This is a genomic window from Kribbella sp. NPDC054772, assembly GCF_053611945.1.
Genome location: NZ_JBSHBJ010000024.1, coordinates 117,122 through 119,161, shown reverse-complemented (window position 1 = coordinate 119,161; position 2,040 = coordinate 117,122). Strand labels below are relative to the sequence as shown.

The following is a 2,040-nucleotide window of genomic DNA, read 5'->3' as shown; positions in this document are numbered from 1 at the left end:
CCCTCAATGCGTGGGGTGCGGAACCGAGTTTCACCTCCGCACCCCACCCGCTCAGGGGCCGGCCCCTCAAACGGCGTGGGGTCCGCGGGGCGCGGCGGGGGCGGGGGTGAGGGGGGTGGGTTAGAAGAGAGTGGTCGGGCTGTCCACCGGATCCTCGCCGTCGGCGGGCAGGGGGTCGAGCAGGTGCGGGCCGTTGTTCTTCACCGAGCTGACTGCCTTCGACACCGCGTACGCCTCGAGGCGGCCCGGGGCGGCCGGGATTAGGAGCTCCAGCAGGTCGTCGGTGTCCGAGGACAGGGGGTCGAGCCAGGCGTCGTACCGCTCGCGCTCGACGAGGAGCGGCATCCGGTCGTGGATCCGGCCGAGGTCGTCGGTGGACGAGGTGGTGAGGACTGTGCAGGTCCACAGCCAGGCCTCGTCGGACTCCGGGTCCTGGACGCTCCGGTCCCGCCAGATCTCGTACAACCCGGCCATCGCGAGGACGCTGCCGTCCGGCGGGTGGATGAAGTACGGCTGCTTGACCGGCTTGCCGTTCAGCTTCTCCTCGGCGGTGTACCACTCGTAGTACCCGTCGGCGGGCAGGATGCAGCGCCGGGTCTGGAACGCCTTCTTGAAGGCGGGCTTCTCCGCGACGGTTTCCATCCGGGCGTTGATCAGCCGGTTCCCGATCGAGGTGTCCTTGGCCCAGGACGGCACCAGCCCCCACTTGACCGTGGTCAGCTTGCGGATCGTCGCGTCCGGTACCTCGCGGTCCTTCCGCTCGACCACCGCGACCACCTGGTTGGTGGGCGCGACGTTGTAGTTCTCGCCGAGCTCCTCGACCGACTCACGGACGTTGCCCGCCTCGATCTCGAACTCCGCGACGAGGTCGGACGGGTCCCGGCTGGAGGCATACCTACCGCACATGACGCCAGCCTAGACACCAGCACCGACAAGACGTGCCCGACTTCCATAACCAGATCTATATAGACAGAGCTATACTTACGCCATGACCCCCCGCAGCACCGCTGTCGGCGAAGCCCTCTTCGGCCTGGCCGCAGTGGCGATCCGCAAGCGGCCAAGGACGCTGAGCCTGACCGCGACCTCTGTGCTGTCCACCTTGGAGCGGACCGGGCCCCGCCGCCTGACGGATCTGGCTGTCAGCGAGGAGATCACCCAGCCGTCGATGACGGCGCTGGTCAAGCAACTCGCGGACCTCGGTCTCGCAGAACGCCGGCGCGACCCCGCCGATGCTCGAGTGGTGCTGGTCGCGGTCACTGACGCCGGGAGCCGGCAGCTGCGCGAGATCCGCAACGCGGGCGCCTCGACGCTCACCGAACTCATCGACAAACTCGACGACCAGGATGCCGACGCGCTCGATGCGGCGCTGCCGGCCCTGCTGCGTCTGATGGAGCTCGCGGGCGAGAGCCAGGACGAGCGCACTCCCGCGCCGAAGAGGTGACCAGATGAACTACGACGCCGAAGAACGACGGGCCCGGATCTCGGCGGCGCGCGCGATCGGTACGCCGGCCATCGTCGTCGGGATCGACGGATCGGACACGAGCTGGGACGCGCTCGCCTGGGCCGCCGGCGAAGCGCTGCGCACCAACGGACAGCTCGTCGTGGTCCACGTGATGCCGTACGCCGAGCCCGCAGCACTCGGCGTCCCGTACGGGTACGCCGCCGCGCACAGTGCGCGCCAGGAGTACGCCGAGGAGATCGAGGCCGAAGCGGTACGCCGGGCCGCCGAGGTCGGCGTACCGGTCAGCTTCGTCGGGGAGTACGGCGACGCGATCTGCGCCCTCACCGACATCGCCCGCTCGGTCGACGCGCATCTCGTGGTGGTCGGTCGGTCCTCGAAGCGCTGGCACCGTCTGACCGGTTCGCTCGGCCACCGCCTGACCTGCCGCAAGGACGCACCGGTCGTCGTGGTCGTGCCCTGAAAGCTCGAAGAACAGCAGACATCAAAGCGGCGGGGGGGGGGGGGCGGGCGCGGAACGGCTGGAAGCCGAGCCCCGCGGCGGGGCGCGGCCCCCCCCCCCCGCGACAGCGGCCGTGGCG

General features: G+C 70.0%; 3 protein-coding genes. 2 read left to right on the top strand and 1 reads right to left on the bottom strand.

The window, feature by feature from the left end; all coding sequences use genetic code 11:
- Positions 1-120 precede the first annotated feature (120 nt).
- Positions 121-906 (bottom strand): SOS response-associated peptidase, encoded by a 786-nt coding sequence (locus ACWGID_RS29810; protein WP_452202117.1) that lies wholly within the window; start codon positions 904-906, stop codon positions 121-123.
- A gap of 82 nt (positions 907-988) precedes the next feature.
- On the opposite strand from ACWGID_RS29810, the gene ACWGID_RS29805 reads away from it, so the two are divergent.
- Positions 989-1,441, top strand: coding sequence for a MarR family winged helix-turn-helix transcriptional regulator (locus tag ACWGID_RS29805; protein ID WP_452202115.1), 453 nt, complete (start codon positions 989-991; stop codon positions 1,439-1,441).
- Between the two features lie 4 nt (positions 1,442-1,445).
- Positions 1,446-1,922, top strand: a complete 477-nt coding sequence (locus ACWGID_RS29800) for a universal stress protein (protein ID WP_452202113.1) — start codon at positions 1,446-1,448, stop codon at positions 1,920-1,922.
- Positions 1,923-2,040: the final 118 nt, after the last annotated feature.